Here is a 21,688-nt window from a genome sequence, read left to right on the forward strand (position 1 = left end):
TCGGGAACGCAGTGCCGACAGTTCGCGCCACCCACTATGCGGGACACCGACAAACGCGACACTCGATTTCGCAAGGCTCGGGGTAACTCCCCGGGTACGCCCAGAATCGGTTCGGCACCCGACCGGCGGCACGCGTGCACGACGGTCGACGGCACTCAGCCGTGCGCTGAAGTCCCGGGGAGGCGGCGCAGCATCAGGTGGACCCCGCCCTTTACGCTCTACCTATGATCGACCTTCGATTCCTGCGGGAGAATCCCGATGTCGTCCGCGCCTCGCAGCGGGCGCGCGGCGAGGACCCGGCCCTGGTGGATGCCCTGCTGGCGGCCGACGCGGCCCGGCGTGCCGCCGTCGCCGCCGCGGACGGTCTGCGCGCCGAGCAGAAGGCGCTGGGCAAGAAGGTCGGCAAGGCGTCTCCGGACGAGCGTCCCGCGCTGCTGGCGCACGGGCAGGAGCTCTCGGCGAAGGTGAAGGAGGCGGAGGCGGCCGAGCACGCCGCCGACGCCGAACTCGAGGCCGCGCAGCGGGCACTGTCGAATGTGGTGCAGGAGGGCGCGCCCGCGGGCGGCGAGGACGACTACATCGTGCTCGACACCATCGGCACCCCGCGCGAGTTCGATTTCGAGGTGAAAGACCACCTGGCACTCGGCGAGGCGCTGGGCCTGATCGACATGGAGCGCGGCGCGAAGGTGTCGGGAGCGCGCTTCTACTTCCTCACCGGCTACGGTGCCCTGTTGCAGCTCGGCCTGCTCCAGCTGGCCGCGCAGCGGGCCACCGCCAACGGTTTCAGCATGATGATCCCGCCGGTGCTGGTGCGCCCGGAGGTCATGCAGGGCACCGGTTTCCTGGGCCAGCACGCCGCCGAGGTCTACCACCTCGAGGAGGACGACCTGTACCTGGTCGGCACCTCGGAGGTGCCGCTCGCCGGGTACCACCAGGGCGAGATCCTGGATCTGAGCGCGGGCCCGAAGCGCTACGCGGGATGGTCGTCGTGCTTCCGCCGGGAGGCGGGCAGCTACGGCAAGGACACCCGCGGCATCATCCGCGTGCACCAGTTCGACAAGGTGGAGATGTTCGTCTACGCCAAGCCGGAGGACGCGGACGCCGAGCACAAGCGGCTGCTGGCCTGGGAGCAGGACATGCTGGCCGCCATCGAGGTGCCGTACCGCGTGATCGATGTGGCGGCCGGTGATCTGGGCAGCTCGGCCGCGCGCAAATACGACTGCGAGGCGTGGGTGCCGAGCCAGGGCACCTATCGCGAACTCACCTCGACCTCGAATTGCTCCACATTCCAGGCGCGGCGGCTGAATGTGCGTTATCGCGACGAGAACAACAAGCCGCAGATCGCCGCCACGTTGAACGGCACCCTGGCGACCACGCGCTGGATCGTCGCGATTCTGGAGAATCATCAGCAGGCCGATGGTTCGGTCCGGGTGCCCGCCGCGCTGGTCCCGTTCGTCGGAACCGAGGTGCTGACGCCGTCGCGCTGATTCGCCGAACCCGCACGGTAACCACCGGTTCGCGCATCCGCGTGTCGATTCGGCCGGTTGTGTCTACTACAGGTCACGTCTGTGTCTAGGCTATGCATCGTGCGAGGAATCGGGTCTCGCGGCGATACCCGAACGCGGGTGCGGACCGCATCGGCGCTGGCGACAGCGATGGTCATGGCTCGGACCACCGGGGCGTTCTACGTCATGGGCGGGGTCCTGGGTCTGATGATCACTGCCATCGCTCCCGGTGATGAGGGCAATCGACCGCTGGTGGGCAGTGCGGCGTTCATGGCGCTGCTGCTCGGAATCAGTCTGCTCATCTGGGGTCCGCGGATGCCGCATTCCGCGCATCACGTGTATGTGGGTGTGGCGACGGTGCTGGTGACCATTGCGGTGCACTGGTTTCCGAATACCGTCGGCGCGATCACCTTGGCGGCGTTCTATGTTTTCGTCGCCTGCGATGCCGCCATATTCTTCAGCTGGCGCTGGCTGGCCGCACATCTGACTTTCGCGGTGGTGGCCTGCCTGTGGGTGGTGCCCTCGCGCGGGTTGCCCTGGTGGTCCGGATTCATTCCGGCGGGTATCACGGTGGGTGTCGGCATCGTGGTCGGCATTCTCACCCGCATGGCCGCCGACGCGGATATCGACGTGCTGACGGGTCTGCTGAATCGGCGCGGATTCGACCGCGCCCTGAATGTGGCCATCGCGCAGGCGGGCCGGACCGGTCAGGGGCTGGCGCTGGTGCTGGTGGATCTCGACCGCTTCCAGAAGATCAACGACCATCTCGGGCATCGCGCCGGCGACGCCGTACTGCAACGCGTCGGCGACACCTGGTCCAAGCTGCTGGCCCCCGATCAGCGGTTGGCCCGCTACGGCGGCGACGCGTTCGCACTGCTGCTGCCGAACACCACCGAGCAGGCCGCGATCCTGCTCACCGAGCAGCTGCGCGCGGCGGTGACCACCGGCTGTTCGGCGGGCGTCACCTCCTGGCAGCCGGGCGAATCCGGGTCGCTGCTGGTGAGCCGCGCGGATGTGGGCCTGTACCGGGCCAAGCAGGCGGGCCGCAATCGCACGGTGCTGGAGTCGTCGCGGCAGCTGCCGCTGGCGGTGGAGCTGCGCGAGGCCATCGACCGCGGCGCGCTGGACGTCCAGTACCAGCCGATCGTCACCCTGGGCGAGGGCGGTGCGAAAGCCGTTGGCGTGGAAGCGCTGCTGCGCTGGTCGTCGCATGCGCAGCCGGAGGTCACCACCGAGGGCCTGATCCGGGTGGCGGAGGAGTACGACCTCATCTCCGATCTGGACGAGCTGGTGCTGCGCCGGGCCTGCGCGGACGCGGCGCGGCTACAGGAGACGTTCGCGCAGCTGGACCTGACCCTGAACGTGAATGTGAGCGGCCTGGAACTGGCGCAGGGCGAATACGCGGAGCGGGTGTCCGGGATTCTCGCCGACACCGGCTGGCCCGCCGATCAATTGGTGCTCGAGGTGACCGAGAGCGAATTGGCGGCCGAATCCGAGACGGCCATCGCGAATCTGCACGCATTGCGTGAGCGCGGGGTGCGGATCGCCATCGACGATTTCGGCACCGGCTATTCGTCGCTGAGTCGCCTGGCCACCCTGCCCAGCGACATTCTCAAGGTGGACCAGTCCTTCGTGGCCGCCATTCGCTCCGATTCGCCCGCGCCGCCGCTGCTGGGTGTGATCGCGGCGCTGAGCAAATCGCTGGATCTGCAGGTGATCGCCGAGGGCGTGGAGACCGAATATCAGGCGGCGGTGCTGACCGAACTGGGTTTCGCGCTGGCGCAGGGGTATCACTACAGCGATTCGCAGCCGGTGGCCGAGCTGATCAATGATCTGAACGAGCGCAGCGGGTTGGTGGGCGCGGGCGTGGAGCCCGGCAACGGCTGGGTTCCGGTGGATAATCCGCTTGACGAGGGCGTGGGTGGAGGGCAACGCTGAGCACATGCGTTTGCTCGTCTATGCCAGTTGAGTCGCCAGCTCAGCGCGCGCCGGTGTCCCGGGTCGCGGACTCGCGGTGCGTGCGGTGCTGTTCCGCGGCTCGGCCGATCTCATTCCGCTTTTCGCGCTCTATGCCCTGATCTTCGCTGATCACGGGCTGTCCACCGCGCAGATTTCCGGGCTGCTCGCCATCTGGTCGGCGACCGCCTTCCTACTGGAGGTGCCTTCGGGCGCGTGGGCCGACACGGTCTCGCGCCGGGGTCTGCTCATTGTCAGCGGTCTGCTGCTGGTGGCCGGTTTCGGCATGTGGACGGTCTTTCCGTCCTATCTCGGTTTCGCCCTCGGCTTCGTGCTGTGGGGCACCTCGGGCGCGCTGCTGTCGGGCACCTTCGAGGCCCTGCTCTACGACGAACTCGCCGCTCGCGGTGAGACCGCCGACTATGCCCGCATCATGGGCTACACCCGCGCCGCCTCGGAGACGGCCGCCCTGGTGGGCATCCTGGCCGCCGCGCCCCTCTACGCGTGGGGCGGCTACGCCCTGGTCGGCTGGTCCAGCGTCGCCATCGCGGCCCTGCACACCGCCCTGGCCCTCACCCTGCCCGCCGCCCCGAAAACCGTCACCGCCGAACAGGCCCAAGACCTGGCGGACGCGGAAGAACCCACCGCACCGCCGCGGCCGCACGCCGACGACTCCGGCAGCACGCCCCACCACCGCACGCCGTCACCCAACCCGGCTGCGTTGTCGGGTCCTGCTGCGCTGTCGGTTCCGGCTGGGTCGCCTGTACCGGCAGTGTCTGGTTCGGCCGTCTTGCCGGGCCCGATGCGGGCGCCAGGCTCGGCCCCGCAGTCCGGCGTGGTCGGTGCCACCACTCCGGCCGCACCCGCATCGGTCTTCGGCCGCTACATCTTCATGCTCCGCACCGGACTCGGTGAGGCGGTGCGGGTCCGGCCGGTGCGCCATGCCCTGTACCTGGGTGCGCTGCTTTACGGCATGACCGCCTTCGACGAGTACTTCGCCCTGCTCGCCGACGATGCGGGCGTACCCCCGTGGGCCACGGCGCTATTGGTCGGCCTGACGGTGGTCGGCGCTCTGCTCGGTGCCACGCTCGCCGGTCGCACCGAGGCCGTCCGCGCCCGCGCCATGGCCATCGCTCTGGCCGTCGGCGGCGTCCTGTTCATCGGCGGCGCACTGCTGCCGGGTCTGGCCGCGTATCGCCCCGAGGCCGTATACCCGCTGACCATCGCGGGTTTCACGGCCATCGGCATCGCCTACGGCATCGTCTACAACGCGGGCGTGGTGGCGGCCGCCCGCCTCCAGGACGCCATCGAGGGTCCGGCCCGAGCGACGGTGACCTCGGTATCGGGCCTGCTGGAGGAGGTCTTCTCGCTGGCAGTTTTCGCCTTCGTGGCCCTGGCCTCGCTCTGGCTCCCGATCCCGCCCATTGTCGCCCTGCTCGGCCTCCCGATCCTCGTCACCGCCCTCCTGGTCCCCGCCTGGCTCCCACCACGCGCGGTCGGAGAACCGCACGATGCTCGGTGACGAAGCATGTCGCACCGGTCGGCGGCCGGAATTCCAGCGCGAGCTTGTCGTGCGTGGTCGCCAGCGCGCCGTGGGGAATCGCGGATCTTCTCTTCGCCGGGACGGCGGAGTTCCATCGGCCGGTCGTCGTCATTGCGATCGCGACTTCGATCTGATCGCCCAGGCTACGAATCGTTGTCCCGGGCGTTGCGGGCACAATCGGGCGAATGGGGATGCGGCGGCGGATCGGGTTGGTGTGCGGGGGGAGTATCGGCGCGGCGGTGGCGGGGCAGGCGCGGATCAATGGGGAGTTGGGGGAGCGGTTGGGGGATGGGGTCGCCGCCGCGGTGATCAGTTTCGGGACCGGGCTGGTGGTGCTCGGGGTGGCATTCGCGCTGAGCGGTCGGCTGCGGGCGGGGGTCGGGGAGGTGCGGCGGGCGCTGGTGAGCGGCGGGCTGCGGTGGTGGCAGCTGCTGGGCGGGTTGTGTGGCGCGTTCTTCGTCGCCTGCCAGGGGCTCACGGTGGCCGCCATCGGGGTCACGGCGTTCACGGTGGCGGTGGTGGCCGGGCAGTTGGTGAGCAGTCTGGCGGTGGACCGCTTCGGTATCGGACCCGCCGGGCGGACCCCGGTGACCGCGCTGCGGGCCGGAGGTGCGGGACTGGCGCTGGCGGCGGTACTGCTGTCGGTGGCGGGGCGCGACGGCGGCGGTGACGGCGCGCTGTCGGTGCCGGAATCCCTGCGCGGCGGCCCGCACCTGCTGTTGATCGCGCTGCCGCTGCTGGCCGGTTTCGGCGTGGCGTGGCAGCAGGCGGTGAACGGGCGGGTCGGTGCCGTGGGCGGACCGCCGACGGCGACACTCGCGAACTTCCTGACCGGCACCGCCGGACTGGTCCTCGTCGAAGCGGTGCTGCTGGCCGGAACCGGTTGGCCCACCGGGTTTCCCACCGAGCCGTGGCTCTACGTCGGCGGCGTGATCGGCGTCGCCTTCATCGCGTTGGCCGTGGTCGTGGTGCGCTGGATCGGCGTGCTCCTGCTCGGCCTCACCTCGGTGGCCGGACAGCTGCTCATGTCCCTGGTCCTCGACGTCGCGGTCCCCACCGGCCCCGGCCTCTCCGCCACCGCCGTCCTGGGCTGCGCCCTCACCTTCGTCGCCGTCACCCTCGCGGCGCGCACCCCCACCTAGGAGACCGCTCGGTCAGGGCAATCGGTGGCGGCATCGTGCGAGAAGCCGCCGCCACCAGTTCCCCCTCGGCGAATCAGAGCTTGCGGGAGCGGAGTTCGTGGCCCTTGGAGGTTTTGCAGCGGCCGGATTCGAGGTCCCATTGCCAGCCGTGGAGGTTGCAGGTGAGGGTGTTGCCCTCCACCACGCCGAATTTGGAGAGGTCGGCCTTCAGGTGGGGGCAGCGGCGCTGTACTTCCCAGCCGTCGAGTTCGGTGGAGGCGGAGTCGTCGTGCGCCTCGGCGAACCAGCCGTCGGCGTAGGCGATGCGCTCGTCGGTGAGGCACTTGAAGAAGGTGTACAGGAATTCGTTGTAGCCGCCGATGCGCCAGGTGGTGAAGCGCGTCGACAGAAAGATGGTGTTCACCCAGTCGGGTTCGTTGTCGCGCAGTACGGTGCGCACCAGTTGCGGGTCGATGCGGAAGCCGTAGCGGTGCTTGCCTTCGCCCGCGACGGGCTCGCGCACCACCCGCTGCGGGAAGTCCAGCACCACGGTCTCCTCGCCCAGCACCAGGCTGACCGGGTAGCCGATGCCGTCGCAGATGAGGTCGCTCTGCGCCATGATCGGTTCGAAGAGTTCCTTCAGCTGCGGTAGCAGCGGCTCGTCTCCGGTTGCCCAGGAAGCCTTTTCGGCGGCCAGCACGGGCGCCATACGCTGGGCCATATCCTCGATGTAGGCGGCCTTGTCGCCGTAGATGGTCTCCGGGGCGACCGGATGGCTCAGCTCGAGCAGATCCTTGCCGCGCAGGTCCACGGTGGAGCCCGGGATCATGAGGATTCCGCCGGTGTTGCCGTGGATCTCCATCTGCTCCAGGAACACCATCTGGTCCGGGAAGATATTGCCCTCGTCGCCGCGGTCGTCGTTGAGGTAGCGCAGCTCGTCGTCGAGGAAGACCGGCGGTCCGGCCGAGGGCACCACCCAGGTCGCGCCGACCTGTTCGATGTAGGAGCGGGCCCGGTCCATGCCGCGTTGCCGCTTCTGCTTGCCGAAGTTGGCCTTGGTGCGGGTCGGAATGTCGTACACCATCGGGTACCAGATGGCCCCGGAGTACTGCAGCAGGTGGATGTCCACATGCCCGAACTGGTCGTGCAGCACGTCCATATCGACGGGCCGGGCGTCGTTCATGTTGAAGCAGACGGTCTCACCGTCGGAGACGACCAGGCCGGAGTCGCCGATGGGCCCGTCGGCGGGCGCGCGCAGCGCGATGATCATGACGTCCAGCTCGCCGCCGTTCGGGCCGGTGACGGTGTGCTTGACCGAGTCCTCGGTCTCCACGAACCTGTGGAAGCCGAGCTTCTCGAGTTCGCGCTTCAGATCCGGCACCGGGTAGTCGGGCAGCAGGACGGTGGCGTCCTTGTTCACCTTGTCGGTGAGCAGCTGAGCGTCGAAGTGGTCGCGGTGCAGGTGCGAGACGTAGAGGAAATCGCAGTTGCCCAGTTCGTCCCAGTCCAACCGGGTGTTGTCCGGAAACGGGAACCACGAACCGAAGTACGCCGGGTTCACCCATGGATCGCAGAGGATCGTCCCCGCCGCGGTTCGGATGTGGAATCCGGCGTGTCCGACGCTGGTGATCTGCACGAGCTTCTTCCTCCCTGACCGTTACCAGCCACCCAGCGTACTGGTTAGGGAGAAACGTCGCCGATGCAGTAACCCTCGTCGCCGGACTTCAGGGTGAATGTCCGTTTCTGCTGGACACCGGCCGCATTGGTGACCGGCACGGACACCGTGATGTAGCCGCCGTCGGGCCACGCGGACTCGATGGACTGATCTATGAAGGACGTCACGCCGGTGAGCTGTCCGGGGTTCAGCGCCAGCGGCGGCGCGGTCGCCTGACCGGTCTGTTCGGGATCCCAGCTGCCCGGCGTCGCGGCGCAGACCAGCGGGTATGCGCCCTCCTGATCCGCGGGGTCGAGGGGTTCGCCGGTGAACCGCGCCAGATAGCGGCGCACGGTGTGCCGCGCGTCCGCGCCGTTGAACCCGAGCTCGGTGTCGAATCCGAGGTCGTTGCCGCTGCGGTAGACGCGCGGGCACGCGTAATCGCCGGCGAGGGTGCGATCCGAGGCCACCACGGTGACCGCCGCTCCGCTCCAGATCATCCCGGATTCGCCACGTACCGGCGGATTCTCGAGCGCCGCGAGGATCGATTCCGGCTCGGCGTACATGGCGGCCGCGTTCGACGGCGCGATGGTCCAGCACTTCTCCGTGATCGCGTCGACATCCCCGGCCCGCAGGTCCGCCACCCAGGCCCCGACGGCCGCGGTGCCGTCGGGATTCTCCGCCGCCGCATTCCCGGGCGTGTCGCCGCTGGTCGTCGTGGTGGCCGCGGTCGTGGTGGTGACCTGGGCCGGGCTGGCGGGCGCGGGATCGTCCCCGGGTATGCCCGAGACGGAATCGCAGCCCGCGAGCACCGCCGCCGACGCCACCGCCAATCCGCCGACCAGGATTCCCCGCCGTCGCGCCCCGACCTCCGGCAGCCCCCTGCGGCAGTAGTCACGCAGCGATGTTCGGGCGTTTCCCACTCCTGCGAACCTCTTTCGTGTCCCCGCGGCCGTCCTGGTGTCACAGCCGACGATCGATGTTGCCTGGGTCACTGGTACCAGCTCCGGCAGCGACTACGCTAGCTGAACTGTGGAACCCGTCTACTTCCCGATCATCGGGCTGGCCCGCACCGTGTTCGCACTGCAGGGCCTGAAGTTCACCGTCACCGGCGACGAGCACATTCCCGCCGAGGGCGGTGCGGTCATCGCCATCAACCACACCGGCTATATGGATTTCACCTATGCCGGACTGCCCGCGCGCACCCCCAAGCGCTACATCCGGTTCATGGCGAAGCAGGAAGTCTTCGACAATTCCATCTCCGGGCCGATCATGCGGGCGCTCAAGCACATTCCGGTGGACCGCTCGGCGGGCGCGGACTCCTACCACGAGGCGGTGCAGCGGCTGAAGGCCGGAGAACTGGTCGGGGTGTATCCGGAGGCCACCATTTCCCGCAGCTTCGAGATCAAGGATTTCAAGTCGGGCGCGGCGCGCATGGCCATCGAGGCTGGGGTGCCGATCATCCCGATCGTGATCTGGGGCGCGCAGCGGGTGTGGACCAAGGGGCACCCGAAGCGCCTGGGCCGCACCAACACTCCCATCTCCATCAAGGTGGGCGAGCCCATCGCACCGTTCGAGCCGGCCGCGGAGCTGACCGCCACCCTGCGTTCGACCATGCAGGAGATGCTGCTGGACGTGCAGCGGGACTATGTGCACGAACCCGGTGCCTACTGGGTGCCCGCCCGATTGGGCGGCAGCGCACCGACTCTCGAAGAGGCGAACGCCATGGACGCGGCGGAAGCCGCCGAGAAGGCCGCCCGCCGCACCCAGCAGTAGCCCGCCGCCTCTCCCCTGCGCCGCCCGAGGGGACGGGCTCACCATCGTTGCCGAAGCGGAAGGTGTATGTCGGGCGGCAACAGTGAACACCGTTGTCATGGATCCGGCCGACACCACCCTCGATCTCGCCACGCTCGGCACGCGGGCGGTCAACGCACTGCTCATGTCGCCGAGCGCACCCCAGGGCGTGCTGGTCGCCAACCCGGGCGGCGCGCACGCCCTGGCCTGCGGCCTGTATCGCGAGATGGCCGTCACCATCGACGGTTCCGTCGGCTACTACTGCGCGGGCATGAATCAGCATGCCGCCATCACCGTGAACGGCGACGCCGACGTCGGGGTGGCGGAGAACATGATGTCGGGCCTGGTCCGGGTGCGCGGCGACGCCGCCCAGTCCGCGGGTGCGACCGCGCACGGCGGCCTGCTGGTCATCGAGGGCAATGCCGGTGCGCGCTGCGGCATCTCGATGAAGGGCGTCGATATCGTGGTCGGCGGCGACAGCGGCCCCATGAGCGCCCTCATGGCACAGGCGGGCCGCCTGGTGGTGTGCGGTGACGCCGGTCCCGCCCTGGGCGAATCACTCTACGACGCCCGCGTCTACGTCCGCGGCGAAGTCGCCTCCCTGGGCGCCGCCTGCGTCCGCAAACCCATGCGCCCCGAACACCTCACCGAACTGCGCGAACTCCTCCACACCGCCGGATTCCCGCACGACCCCACCGAATTCACCCGCTACGGCTCCACCCGCCAGCCCCCCTGGCCGCACGTCCCACCCCCCACCCCGCACTGATCAACTCGGATCCGACCCCCGCACCGCATTCAGCCAGGTGACCGTCGTCCCCGCCACCACCGTGACGGCCACGAACGCCAGCGTCCCGCCGCCCGCCACATACACCCAGAACAGCCCGACGAACGGAGCCACCACGGCCGACTGCGCGTCGAGCAGCAGGCGGCGACGCCAGCGGGTGGCGGTGGCGGCGAGTTCTCCGCCCTGCGGTGCGGTCCGGGTCGGATTGTCGATGAGCCGCCCAGCCGGTTCGGAATTTCGCCGCCGCCCAGCTGGATACACCCGTAATCGGCCGAGATGAATTGCCCGACCGGATATTTCGACTACCGACGATGTCAATGTCAACAGCGCGGGATCGAAATACACCGGCACCCATACCGTCCGCTCAGCCGTGTCGACTTCCAACCATGACCGGCTCACCAGCCGGATCTGCTGTCGTACTCGCCGCGCCCGCATCCCGTCCCGCAGTCCCGCGGTCGAGTACAGCGCCATCCAGACGCGAAATCCGGTGTACCCCAGAATGAGCAAGGTGACGGCCCCCAGCAGTCCACGTAGCTCCATATCGCCGAACGGCGCCCAGGCGAGGCAATTCGCCAGGGCGCCGATCGTCACAGCCACGGGATAGCCCAGGGGGTGACCCCGGAAATTCACTTCAGGAAGCCGACCTTCGTGTAGTCGGGGGAGGCCATGCCGAACGCGCCCCAGTTGGCGAGATTGTTGCGCACGGCGTAGTTGCCCGACGCCTGGTTCAGCGGCAGCGAGTGCGCCTCTTCGAAGATCATCCGGTCGGCCTTGTTGGCGATTTCGATCGCCTTGTCCGGATCGAGTTCGGTCAGGGCCTGGTCGATGACCGTGTTGAGTTCCTCCGAGCCGATGCGGGCCTTGTTGCCCTGCCAGTTGTTCGGGTCGTAGTAGTAGAACTGCTTCAACGCGCCCAGGGGGAGCACGCTGCCGCCGTAGCTGTACTGGGCCAGGTCGAAGTTGCCCGGATCGATCACATTGGTGAACAGGCCCGCGCCCGGCACCGTCTGGATCTCCAGTCCCACGCCGATCGCCCGGAGATTGTCCTGGACGATCTTGGCGGTGTCGACCCACAGATCCTGCTGGTACATGACGTCCTTGAGGATCAGTTTGCGGCCGTCCTTCTCACGCACGTCACCACCGGGCGGGATGACCCAGCCGAGGTTCTCGAGTTCCCGGGCCGCGGCTTCGGGATCGAAGGCCACCGGCTCGGAATTGTCCTGGTAACCCTTCTGTCCCGCCATGAAGACGTGATTCTGCAGCACCTTGGGGTCGGTGACGACGCCGTTCTGGGTGGTGTTCACGATCGCCTGCCGATCGATGGCCTTGGCGATCGCCCGTCGCACATTCACGTCGGAGAGCAGCGCGCCGGGCGCGCCGTTGAAGGTGATGTGTGACCAGGACGGCTCGGCCGCACGGCGAACCGTGATGTGCGGGGTGTTGCGGGCCCCGGTCACATTCGCCAGGCCGGACATGTAGGCCGCGTCCAGTTCGTCGTTCTGGACCGCTGCCAGCAGGGCACTGCTGTCGAGCACGCTGAAGGTGATGGTGTCGAGAACCGGGGTGTCGCCCCACCAATTCGGGTTGCGCCCCAGGGTGATCCGGTTCTGGGTGCGGTCGATATTGGTGATCATGAACGGCCCGGCGCTGACCGGCAGCTCATTGCGGGCCCAGTCGTTGAACGCCTGCGGGGTTTCGGTCGCCACCTTCGGGTAGAGCGGGCCGAACTGGGCCTGCCATTCCGCGTACGGTTCACGGAAGGTGACGATGGCCTGCCGGTCGTCCTCACCACGCTCCACCGAGGCGACCTTGTCGAATCCGGATTGGAAGGCGATCAGGAACTCGTTGTTCGCACCGCTGAGCGCCTGTGCCTGGGACCGCATGTCCTCCCAGGTGATGGGGGTGCCATCGGTCCAGACCGCCTTCGGATTGATGGTGTACACGACCTTCTGCGGGTCCTTGCTCACCATCTCGACGTCGGTGAAGTAGTCGTGATCGACGCTTAGCTCACCGGCCGCGTCGCTCGTCCACGGCGACGGCAGCGTCGGGCTGATGACATCGGACGTATTGGCCGTATTGCCGTCGACATGCAGCCGGTTGAAGGACTCCGGCATCGAGCTGATCTGCAACCGCAGATTGCCGCCCTGCTGCAGATCCTCCACCGGATGCGGGTTGATGTCATTGGTACTGCCGATCTCGGCGGTGCCACCCGGTCCGGTATCCGCGCTGCACCCGGAGACGAACAGGCCGAAGGCGACCATCGGGATCGCTAAGTGGGTAAGGGTCGAACGTATCCGCATGGATCGCTCCCTTCTGCCGGGACGGCGGGTGGTCACTTCAGGAAACCGATCTTGGTGTAGTCGTAGCTGGCGAGTCCGGGCGCCCCGAAGTTCGCGATCTCTGGCCGCATGCCGAATATGCCGGTGTCCTGGACCAGCGGCAGCGAATGACCCTCTTCGAAGACGGCGCGGTCCACCTGGTTGGCCAGTTCGATCGCCTTGTCCGGATCCAGTTCCGACAGGGTGCGTTCGATGAGCTCGTTCAGCTCCGGCGAACCGATACGCCCGAAATTGGCCTGCAGGTCATCCGGGTCGTAAGCGTAGATCTGCGGAACGCTGCTGAGCGGGAAGGCGTCGCCGGCGAACACGAATTGAGCGACGTCGAAATCGCCGGGCTGGATCACATCGGTGAAGAACCCCTGTCCCACTCGAGTGTCGATGGTCAGCCCGACCCCGACGCGCGCCAGATCCTCCTGGATGAACTTGGCGACCTGCACCCACAGCGGGTTGTTGTACATGACATCGCGAATCACCAGTTGGCGGCCGTCCTTGACCCGTATCTCGCCCTCGCGAACCCAGCCGAGGGCGTCGAGTTCCCGAGCGGCGGCGTCCGGGTCGTAGTCGAGGCTGTTGTCCCGGTAGCCGCGCTGGCCTTGCAGATAGACGTGGTTGCCCAGTGGTTCCGGATTCTCCACCAAGCCGTATTGGACGCTCTCGGCGATTCGCTTCCGGTCGATGGCCTTCGAAATGGCGACACGCAGTGCGGGATCGGCGAGCAGTGCGCCCGGCGCGCCGTTGAAGGTGAGATGACGCCACCGATTGTCGGGAGCCTGACGGGTCACCAGACCGGGGGTATTGCGAATCATCTGCACCTGATCGAGTGCGGACAACCGGGCCACGTCCAGTTCGTTGTTCTGCAGCGCGGCCGCCCACGCCGTCTGATCCAGCACGCTGAAGGTGATGGTGTCCAGCTTCGGTGTTGCCCCCCACCAGGCCGGATTGCGCGCCAGCACGATTCGCCCCTGGGTGCGGTCGGTGGACTGCACGAGAAACGGTCCGGCGGTCAGTCCGACGCCGTCGACCAGCGAGCGGTTGAACGCCTCCGGGTCCCGGGTCACCGATTTCGGGTAGAGCATGGAGTTGCCGGCGAACTGTCCGCGCCAGTCCGCGTAATGGCGGTCGAAGGTGATGACGGCCTGCCGGTCGTCCGCGCCGCGTTCCACCTTCGCCACGCGGTCGAAGCCGTTGCTGATGGCGATCAGGAACCGTTTGTCCCTACCGCTCAGCGCGTTCGCCTGGGCGGCGATGTCCTCCCAGGTGATCGGGGATCCGTCGGACCACACCGCCTTCGGGTTGATGGTGTACACGACCTGCTGCGGATCCGTGCTCGTCAGCTGGATATCGGTGAAGTAGTCGTGGTTGACGCTGGTGTCACCGGCCGCGTCGGTGTGGAAGGACCGCGGCATCATGGGCCGCAGCACCTCCGCGATCTCGCCTTCGTTCCCATCGATGGACAGGGTGTTCCAGTTGGCCGGGAACGCGGTGATGGCCAGACGCAGGTTGCCGCCGTCGCGCAGCTGGTCGCGCGGTTGCGGATTGGTGTCGTTGCTGGTGCCGAGGGTGGCCGAGCCGGTGGGATCCGTCGTGGTCCCGCACCCGCTCAGCGCCGAGACAGCCAATCCGGCCGCCAGCAGCATCGCGCCGAACCGGCGCACCGGCGTGTGCAGTGGGTGAATCCGCATCGCACCCTCCTATCGCGTTGCCACTGGCAGCGGCACGGCGTCGATCAGCGCCCGGGTGTACTCGTGCTCCGGCGCGGCGAAAATCCGCTCCGCGGGGCCGGATTCGACGATCTTGCCCTGGTACATGACGGCGATATCGTGCGCCAGATTACGCACCACCGACAGGTCGTGGGAGACGAACAGATATGACAGGCCGCGCTCGGCCTGCAGGTCTCGCAGCAGATTCAGCACGCCCGCCTGGATCGACACATCCAGGGAGGAGACCGGTTCGTCGAGAACCAGCAGTTCCGGATCGAGGGCGAGTGCGCGGGCGATATTGATGCGCTGCTTCTGTCCGCCGGAGAAGTCCGCCGGATAACGGTCGGCGTACTCCGGTCGCAGGCCCACCTGTTCCAGCAGTTCCGGTACGCGCCGGTTGATCTCCTCACGAGATCGCCCGTCGATGCGCAGCGGTTCGGCCAGGGCATCGGAAATGGGTAGCCGCGGATCGAGGGAACTCGCGGGATCTTGGAAGACGATCTGCATCTTCCGGCGTATCTCGCGTCGATCCTGCTTGGTGAGTGTGCCGACATCGCGGCCCAGGATCTCGATGGAACCGCTCTCGGGTGAGACCAGGTCCATGACCTGGGTGAGCGTGGTGCTCTTGCCCGAACCCGATTCGCCCACCAACGCCAGTGTTCGTCCGGCGTGCACTTCGAAGTCGATGCCGTCCACCGCCTTCACCTCACCGGTGCGGCGGCGGAAGATGACGCCGGAGGTGAGCGGGAAGGTCTTGCGCAGGCCCGAAACCTTCAGCACCACCCGGGCGGAGTCGCCTTCGACCGTCTGTTCCGGCCTGTCGAGATCCTTGCGATAGGCGGTGAACAAGGCGTCGGTGCCCACCTCGGCGGTGCGGATGCAGGCGGCGCGATGGCCGGGACCGGTGTCCTGCAAGGGGGGCTCAGCCGCGCGGCAGTCCTCGACGGCGACCGGGCAGCGTGGCGTGAACGAGCAGCCGGGCGGCAGGTCGTGCATGGCCGGTGGCGCTCCGACAATGGGGATCAGGGGCGCGCGCGGGGGGCCGTCCATACGGGGGATGGAGCCGAGCAGACCCACGGTGTACGGCATACGCGGTGCGGTGAAAAGTTCGGTCGCCGGTGCGGTTTCGACGATGCGTCCGGCGTACATGACGGCGACCCGGTCGGCGAGGGTGGCGGCGATCCCCATGTCGTGGGTGATCATGATGACGCCCGCGCCGGTGATATCGCGCGCCTTGCGCAGTAGATTGAGGATCTGCTTCTGCACCGTGACATCCAGGGCGGTGGTCGGCTCATCGCAGATGATGAGTTCCGGATCGTTGGCGATGGCCATGGCGATCACCACGCGCTGACGCATACCGCCGGAGAACTCGTGCGGAAACGCTTTGGCACGCAGTACCGGATCAGGGATGCCGACCAGTTCGAGCAGTTCCACCGCCCTGGCCGCCGCCTGCTCCTTGCTCAGTTTGCGGTGTGCGAGCAGTGCTTCCGCGATCTGGTCGCCGACCCGGTACACCGGCGTCAGGGCGGAGAGCGGATCCTGGAACACCATCGAGACCCGGCTGCCACGCATCGACGACATCTGTTTGTCGCCCAGTCCGAGCAACTCCCGCCCGCGCAGCCGAACCGACCCGCGCACCCGCGCCTGTTCGGGCAGCAACCCCATCACCGCGAGTGACGACACCGATTTGCCGGAACCGGATTCGCCGACGATGGCCAGCACCTCACCGTCGTTCACGGTGAAGTCCACCCCGCGCACCGCCTCCACGCGGCCCTCTTCACTGGGAAAGGAGACGCGCAGGTCCGAGACCTCCAGCAGCGGCGCGGTGGTGGCTCGCAGCGGATCCCGCGGCGCGTCCTTGGCGATATCCGGGCTCATGATTTGCGGGCCTTCCGTGATCGCGCCTTCTTCGCGCTCGGGTCGAACGCGTCTCGCAGCCCGTCGCCGATCAGGTTGGCGCACAGCACGATGGTCACCAGGCAGGCGCTGGCGAACATGAAGGTCCAGGGGAAGACGAACGCCTGCTGGCTGTACTGGCCGATCAACGAGCCCAGCGAGACATCCGGCCATTGGATGCCGAATCCGAGGAAGCTGAGGCCGGTTTCGGCCATGACGGCCGCGCCGATGGCCAGGGTGGTGTCGATGATCAGGATGGAGGCGATGTTCGGGACGATGTGCGTGGTGATCACCGAGCGCGTGGAGGCGCCCATATAGCGTGCGGCGCGCACGAATTCCCGCTCTCGCATGCTCATGGTCAGACCGCGCACGATGCGGGCGCTGATCATCCAGCCGAAGACGGCGATCAGCACCATCAGCAGCAGCACCGAATCGTTGCCCTTGGTTCGCGGCGCGAACAGCGCGACCAGGATGAAGCTCGGGATCACCAGCAGCAGATCCACCAGCCACATGATCGACCGATCCACCCAGCCGCCGAGCAGACCAGCGAGCGAACCCAGCACGGTGGCCAGCATCGCCGAGATGAATGCCGCGCCGAAGCCGATCATCAGCGACTTCTGCAAGCCGCGCAACGTCTGGGCCAGTACATCCTCACCGCCGTTGGTGGTGCCGAACCAGTGTTTCGAGCTCGGCGGTTTCAGGATCGCCGTCGGGTCCTTGTCGGTATAGGAGTACGGCAGGAAATGCGGCAGAACGAAGGCCGTGACGGTGAGGACGATCAGCACGAGCGCGGCGATCACCGCGACGCGGTTGCGCAGGAACCGGCGCCACACCAGCTTCCGTCGCCCCATCGCCTGCTGCGGCGCGCCCTGGACGATGGTTTCCACTTCGCTCACGAGACACGCACCCGGGGGTCGAGCAAGGCGTACACGATGTCGGACAGCAGACCGGAGATCAGCACCACCACGCCGGCGAACATGGTGGCCGCCAGCACGATGTTCAGGTCCTGATCATTGAGGCCGTTGACCAGCCATTCACCGACGCCGTGCCAGCCGAAGATCTTCTCGGTGAAGGTGGCACCGGTGATCAGCCCGCCCAGACTGTAGGCGAACAGGGTGGCCATCGGGATGAGCGCGGTCCGCAGCCCGTGTTTGTAGAGCGCCCGATTGCGGGTGAGCCCCTTCGCCCGGGCAGTGCGGATGAAATCGCTGCTCAGTACGTCCAGCATGGCATTGCGCTGGTAGCGGCTGTACCCGGCCATCGCGCCCAGCGCCAGACCGAGGGTGGGCACGATCAGGTGCTGGATACGGTCGACCAGCTGGTTCCAGAAGCCGTGTATCGCCGTCGCCGAGGTCTCGCCGGTATAGAGGAAGATCTGCTCACCGGTGAGCTGATTGACCTGTAGCGCACCGTACTTCAGCATCGTGGCGAGGACGAACACCGGCGTGGACAACAGCAGCAGCGACAGCACCGTACTGACGTAGTCGCTGAATTTGTACTGCCGGATGGCATTCGCCGCGCCGATCAGTACACCCAGTACCGTGCCGACCACGGAGCCGATGAGCAGCAGGCGCAGGCTCACGCCGATCCGGCGTGGCAGCTCCTCCGCGACCGGCTGCTCCGCCTTCGTCTTGCCGAAGTCGCCCTGCACCACGCCGGACAGCCAGCCGAGATAGCGCTGCGGAATGGGCTCGTCGAGTCGCAGCTCCGCGCGCTTGGCGTCGATCACCGCCTGCGGAGGGCGCGGGTTGCGCTCCTCCAGGTAGTCCAGCGGCCGAAAGGTCAGTGAAGCCACGGTGAATACGAGAAACGACGCCAGTAGCAGCAATACGACATAGTTGAGCGCACGTCGCAGCAGAAATCCGGCCATCAGTCCCTCTCGGGTCGAGTCTGTAGCCCCAGATCATAGGGACCGACCTGAAGATATGCGCAGTACCGCGCAGCCAATGCCGGGCAAGTCGTGGCGGGCGGGGGTTCGGTGGGGGTGCTCACGCCGTGATCGAACCGATTGTGAACGGTGTGTGGGGGATAGTCGACGGTAGGGCTGCGAATGGGCATCTTTCGGGCAAGCGGGGCCCCTCTCGAGGCAGGATGGAACAGGTGACTCTCTTTCACCTGCCCAAACCCAAGATGGTCGCCACCGATGTCGACGGCACGCTCATCGACCACCGGGAGCAGGTGAGTGCCCGTACCAGAGCGGCCGTGGCGGCGCTGATCGCCGATGGTGTGCCGTTCGTGCTCGCCACCGGGCGTCCACCCCGGTGGATCGACCCGGTGGTGGACGGGCTGGGGTATGCCCCGCTGTGCGTGTGCGGCAATGGGGCGGTCATCTACGACAGTGCGCAGGATCGGATCCTGTCCACGCGGGTGCTGGATGTGGACACCCTCGAATGGCTGGCGGAGCTGGCCGAGCGGCTGCTGCCCGGGTGCGGGCTGGCGGCCGAGCGGGTGGGGGTCAGCGCGCACGATGCCGCCACGCCGCAGTTCGTGAGTTCGCCGGAGTACGAGCACGCCTGGCTGAACCCGGACGACACGCGGGTGGCACGGTCGGAGGTGATCGCCGCCCCCGCCATCAAGATGCTGATCCGGCTGGCGGGTGCGACCAGCGCGTTCATGCGGGAGGTGCTGGAGCCGCACCTGGTCGGGCGTGCGGATCTGACCTATTCGACCGATGACGGGCTGGTCGAGCTGTCGGCCCCGGGCGTCACCAAGGCCACCGGGCTGGCCACGGTCGCACAACGGCTCGGGGTGCAGCACGCCACCCTGATCGCTTTCGGTGATATGCCCAACGATGTGCCGATGCTGCGGTTGGCGGGGCACGGCGTGGCCATGGCCAACGCGCATCAGGAGGCCAAGGAGGCCGCCAACGAGGTGGCCGCCACCAACAACGAGGACGGGGTGGCCCGCGTCCTCGAACGCTGGTGGGCGTGAACGACTCTCACCGCTGAGCGACCGGGTTACGGTGCGGGCAGCGGCGCCGGGATCGGGTCGGCGGCGGGCGCCTGCGCCAACGGTTGCGGGATCGGCGCACCGGCGGGGGACTGGCTGGTCCCGAAGGTGTCGAGAATCGTCGTGATGATGCCGGTGACCCGGTTGAAGATCAGCGAGCCGTACTGGAAGTCGGCGCGCACGCCGTCGGGCACCTCGTACTCACTGCTGGTCGGCATGCCCAGCAGGCCGGTGAACGCGCCCAGCTGGATGAAGCGTTCCAGGATCTTCCCGACCACCTGGTAGACCCGGCCGTCCGGGGTGGAGTAGGCGATGCCGTTGGCGAACTGCACGTATTGGCCGCCGTCCACGGTCGGCCGCGGTTCGGAGATCGGCGCGCCCAGCGGTCCGGCCGCCCCGCCCTGTTCGTTCCAGGTGCGGGCCACCGCGCTGCGGTCCAGCATGTCGAGCAGCAGGGTGGTCAGATCGGCCAGCGCCGCCAGGTCCGCGTCGGCCTCCGGGTCGATGGACTGCTGCTGATCCGCGCGCTGATCGGTGCGCGACCGCGGCGGTGACGGCAGCTCCTGCTGTGGGGAGACCCCGCCGGAGGCGTCCTCGGCGATCGAGCGGATCCGGTCCATCAGCCCGTAGGCCGCGTCGCCGGGGCAGCTGGTGTTGCCCACGTCGCGGTGCGCGAACACGATCGGCAGCCGGACCTCTTCGCCGAGTGCGTAGGGGGTGTAGCTGCTGCCCTCCGAGATCATGGTGGTGGTGCCCTCGGGGTCGAGTCCGGCCACCTTGGCCCGCCAGCCGATGAATTCGCCCATGGAACGCACGGCGGCCTCGCTGGGGGCCTGCTCCTCGTGGTTGCCCATGAAGGACACGCCCGCGGTGTTCTCGTTGAAACCGCCCGCGTGTGCGCCCTGCACCGGCTTGTCGAGTCCGCCCGCGCGGCCCTCGAAGATCTGGCCGTACTTGTCGACCAGGGCGTTGTAGCCGATATCGCACCAGCCCAGGGTTTTCGCGTGATACGCGTAGATGGCGCGCACGATGCCGGCCGACTCGGTCTTGGAGTAGTCGTTGCGGCCCGCGGTGTGGTGCAGCGTGATGCCCGCGACGCCGTCCCTGTCGTAGGTCGGGTCCTGGCAGCGCATGTTCTCGTCCGCGCCCCACTGCGCGCGTGAGATCACCTTCGGCCCGCCGCCGGGCAGCGGTGCGGCCACCTCGGACAGCGTCGCGTCGATGGCCCCGCGGCCCGGATCGATGAGGACGGCCGACAGCGCCTCCAGCCCGATCTGCGCGGGATCGCCCGCCGCCGCGTCGGTGCGCGGCACGACGGCCGGATCGGCGGGCGACTGTGCCGGATCGGCGGGCGGCTGCGCCGGGTCGACGGGCTGCGCCGGGTCGGTACCGATGGTCCCGGCGGAGGTCGTGGACGCGGGCTTGCGGGTCACCAGGATCTGCACGGACTTGGTATCGCCGACGTAGATCGGCTCGGTGCCGGTGCGGGCGTCGGTGACGCCGTCGGCGGAGGTGGTGTCCACCGGTTCGGCCTCGTACCAGGGCCCCCAGGTGCCGTCCGGGGCCTTGGCGCGGATCATGGTCGTGGTGCCCACCAGCTCCTTGGCGGTGAGCGCCACCATGCTGAACGGGGTGTCGCGGGTGATCTCCTTGACCTGCGCACCGACCTGGTCGACGAGGTCGCTGGGCACCACGCCGGGGGCCAGCGCGGGACGGTCGGGGTCGCCGCCGATGACGGGGGCGGCGGGCTGGGCGGGAGCGTGGGTTTCCTCGCCGGTCTCGGGGTCGAGGTGCGGCTGCTGTGCCGCGGGAACGTCGGCGGCGGGCGCTTCGGGCGCATTCGCGCCGGGTACCGCGGGACCTTCGGGGGCCGCGGGAGCGGGGGCCTGAACCGTTCCGGATTCGCCTGGCGCGGTGTGGAATTCGCTGTCCGGCGCGGAAGGGGCTTGGGGATCGGGGGTGATCTGGGAGTCGGCCGCGCCGGGGTCGGCGATGAATCCGGGTGCGGCGGTGAAGGGGCCGACGGGGGTGCGGGCGGGCTGATCGAGTCGGGGTAGCGGGATCTCGCTGGGTAGTTCGACCCCGGGTGGTAGCGGGAGGTTCTCGGGAATCCGGATGGATGCCGGTAGCGGCAGCATCCTCAGGTCGGATAGTCGTAGGTCCGGTAGCGGTAGGCCGGTGATGTCGCGGAGCGGCAGCACCACGTCGGGTGCGGCGGCCAGGGCGAGTTCGGCCACGTTCGCCGGTATTGCCGCCAGGTTGCGCTTCTCGGTATCGCGGTATGCCGGGGCATCGCTGAGTGCGAGAGCACCGATCGGCGCGGTGACCGCCAAGATGGTGACGACCGGGAGGACATATGAGCGTTTCGGCTTGCGGTACGGCACGAGCATCTCCCATTCCAGGTAGAACCGTTGATCGTCACCCGGTGTCGGGGGTTGATTCCTGAC

General features: G+C 68.0%; 16 protein-coding genes. 7 read left to right on the plus strand and 9 right to left on the minus strand.

Features of this window, described 5'->3' with window-relative positions:
- Positions 1-224: 224 nt before the first annotated feature.
- The 4 genes from serS to ON31_RS01170 all read left to right on the plus strand — a co-directional run bounded on the left by serS (position 225) and on the right by ON31_RS01170 (position 6,146).
- Positions 225-1,487: a serine--tRNA ligase gene (gene serS / locus ON31_RS01155; protein ID WP_039808275.1), complete on the plus strand. Its 1,263-nt coding sequence runs from the start codon at positions 225-227 to the stop codon at positions 1,485-1,487.
- 174 nt (positions 1,488-1,661) lie between these two features.
- The gene (locus ON31_RS01160) at positions 1,662-3,443 is read left to right on the plus strand and encodes a putative bifunctional diguanylate cyclase/phosphodiesterase (RefSeq protein WP_228807443.1); all 1,782 of its coding nucleotides are present in this window, start codon (positions 1,662-1,664) and stop codon (positions 3,441-3,443) included.
- Positions 3,444-3,519: 76 nt separating this feature from the next.
- A complete protein-coding gene (locus ON31_RS01165) occupies positions 3,520-4,983 on the plus strand; it encodes an MFS transporter (RefSeq protein WP_255221933.1) in 1,464 nt (487 codons plus the stop codon).
- A gap of 206 nt (positions 4,984-5,189) precedes the next feature.
- Entirely contained in the window at positions 5,190-6,146 is a 957-nt protein-coding gene (locus ON31_RS01170; protein WP_039808277.1) for a DMT family transporter, read from the plus strand.
- Between the two features lie 73 nt (positions 6,147-6,219).
- Here the strand turns inward: ON31_RS01170 and ON31_RS01175 are convergent, their stop codons facing one another.
- Both ON31_RS01175 and ON31_RS01180 read right to left on the minus strand, forming a co-directional pair.
- Entirely contained in the window at positions 6,220-7,761 is a 1,542-nt protein-coding gene (locus ON31_RS01175) for a Rieske 2Fe-2S domain-containing protein (protein ID WP_039808280.1), read from the minus strand.
- Positions 7,762-7,805: 44 nt separating this feature from the next.
- Positions 7,806-8,702, minus strand: coding sequence for a hypothetical protein (locus ON31_RS01180; protein WP_051036593.1), 897 nt, complete (start codon positions 8,700-8,702; stop codon positions 7,806-7,808).
- Between the two features lie 109 nt (positions 8,703-8,811).
- Between ON31_RS01180 and ON31_RS01185 the strand changes: the two genes are divergently transcribed.
- Both ON31_RS01185 and ON31_RS01190 read left to right on the plus strand, forming a co-directional pair.
- On the plus strand, positions 8,812-9,555 hold the full coding sequence (locus ON31_RS01185; protein WP_029930455.1) for a lysophospholipid acyltransferase family protein: 744 nt from the start codon (positions 8,812-8,814) through the stop codon (positions 9,553-9,555).
- A 97-nt stretch (positions 9,556-9,652) separates the two neighbouring features.
- Positions 9,653-10,339, plus strand: coding sequence for a GltB/FmdC/FwdC-like GXGXG domain-containing protein (locus tag ON31_RS01190; RefSeq protein WP_051036597.1), 687 nt, complete (start codon positions 9,653-9,655; stop codon positions 10,337-10,339).
- Here ON31_RS01190 and ON31_RS01195 read toward each other — a convergent pair whose 3' ends face one another.
- The 6 genes from ON31_RS01195 to ON31_RS01220 are packed head-to-tail and all read right to left on the minus strand — an operon-like array spanning position 10,340 to position 18,162.
- A complete protein-coding gene (locus ON31_RS01195; RefSeq protein ID WP_255221934.1) occupies positions 10,340-10,948 on the minus strand; it encodes a hypothetical protein in 609 nt (202 codons plus the stop codon).
- A 35-nt stretch (positions 10,949-10,983) separates the two neighbouring features.
- Positions 10,984-12,657: an ABC transporter family substrate-binding protein gene (locus tag ON31_RS01200; protein ID WP_039808286.1), complete on the minus strand. Its 1,674-nt coding sequence runs from the start codon at positions 12,655-12,657 to the stop codon at positions 10,984-10,986.
- 32 nt (positions 12,658-12,689) lie between these two features.
- A complete protein-coding gene (locus tag ON31_RS01205; protein WP_051036599.1) occupies positions 12,690-14,378 on the minus strand; it encodes an ABC transporter family substrate-binding protein in 1,689 nt (562 codons plus the stop codon).
- A gap of 9 nt (positions 14,379-14,387) precedes the next feature.
- Positions 14,388-16,274 (minus strand): ABC transporter ATP-binding protein, encoded by a 1,887-nt coding sequence (locus ON31_RS01210; protein ID WP_051036601.1) that lies wholly within the window; start codon positions 16,272-16,274, stop codon positions 14,388-14,390.
- The gene (locus ON31_RS01215; protein ID WP_039808289.1) at positions 16,271-17,188 is read right to left on the minus strand and encodes an ABC transporter permease; all 918 of its coding nucleotides are present in this window, start codon (positions 17,186-17,188) and stop codon (positions 16,271-16,273) included. The genes ON31_RS01210 and ON31_RS01215 overlap by 4 nt, the downstream gene beginning before the upstream one ends.
- The gene (locus tag ON31_RS01220) at positions 17,185-18,162 is read right to left on the minus strand and encodes an ABC transporter permease (protein ID WP_039808292.1); all 978 of its coding nucleotides are present in this window, start codon (positions 18,160-18,162) and stop codon (positions 17,185-17,187) included. The genes ON31_RS01215 and ON31_RS01220 overlap by 4 nt, the downstream gene beginning before the upstream one ends.
- A 221-nt stretch (positions 18,163-18,383) precedes the next feature.
- Between ON31_RS01220 and ON31_RS01225 the strand changes: the two genes are divergently transcribed.
- Positions 18,384-19,223, plus strand: coding sequence for a Cof-type HAD-IIB family hydrolase (locus tag ON31_RS01225; RefSeq protein WP_039808295.1), 840 nt, complete (start codon positions 18,384-18,386; stop codon positions 19,221-19,223).
- 26 nt (positions 19,224-19,249) lie between these two features.
- Here ON31_RS01225 and ON31_RS01230 read toward each other — a convergent pair whose 3' ends face one another.
- Positions 19,250-21,631, minus strand: coding sequence for an N-acetylmuramoyl-L-alanine amidase (locus ON31_RS01230; protein ID WP_039808299.1), 2,382 nt, complete (start codon positions 21,629-21,631; stop codon positions 19,250-19,252).
- Positions 21,632-21,688 lie beyond the last annotated feature (57 nt).

The sequence above is a fragment of the Nocardia otitidiscaviarum NBRC 14405 genome (genome assembly GCF_000308635.1).
Classification (GTDB): domain Bacteria; phylum Actinomycetota; class Actinomycetes; order Mycobacteriales; family Mycobacteriaceae; genus Nocardia; species Nocardia otitidiscaviarum.